The organism is Methanoculleus sp. MH98A, assembly GCF_000691865.1.
Classification (GTDB): Archaea; Halobacteriota; Methanomicrobia; order Methanomicrobiales; family Methanoculleaceae; genus Methanoculleus.
In genome coordinates, this window is record NZ_JMIO01000289.1 from 1 (window position 1) to 570 (window position 570).

Below are 570 nucleotides of genomic sequence, written 5' to 3' on the forward strand. Positions count from 1 at the left end.
TATCCATTTTACTTAATAACTGAGAATTATAGATTAAGGTTAGATGAACATTGCAAAAATAGTACTTTTGCGAGTTACGTGTGGTTGAGGGAATGGCAAATATCGATGATCTAATCGAATATTACGATGAAAGTCTCAATTTAGACTTCAAAGGATCTCAATATCCGAGAGAGAAACACGCAGATCTTATAAAGGACATCATCGCAATGGCAAATGCTGATACTAACGACGAGCGTTACATCATTATCGGGGTAATCTATAACAAAGAGGGACAAAAAGAACTCCGAGGCATAAGCAGAGCGGACTTCATAGATGATGCTGTTTATCAAGAATTGATCCAGAATAACGTGGAGCCAGATATAAAGTTCGAATATAGTTTATATGAATACTCAGGAAAATGCTTTGGAGTCTTCAAAATTGGAAACTGCGATGATAAGCCCTACATGATGAAGAAAGACTACAATCCGTTGAAGAAAGGAGATTCATGGATTCGAAAAGGTTCTCATCAGCCTCGCATGATCAGAAGAGACTTTGATGCCATATACGAACGAAAAATGGCTTTGATTGGCT

At 37.4% G+C, this 570-nt stretch carries 1 protein-coding gene; it reads left to right on the plus strand.

The genetic code is table 11. The annotated features are described in order from the left end of the window. Window positions 1-92: 92 nt before the first annotated feature. Window positions 93-570, plus strand: a 478-nt coding sequence (locus tag EI28_RS13265; RefSeq protein ID WP_231476878.1) for a helix-turn-helix domain-containing protein, incomplete at its 3' end; no start/stop codon positions are given.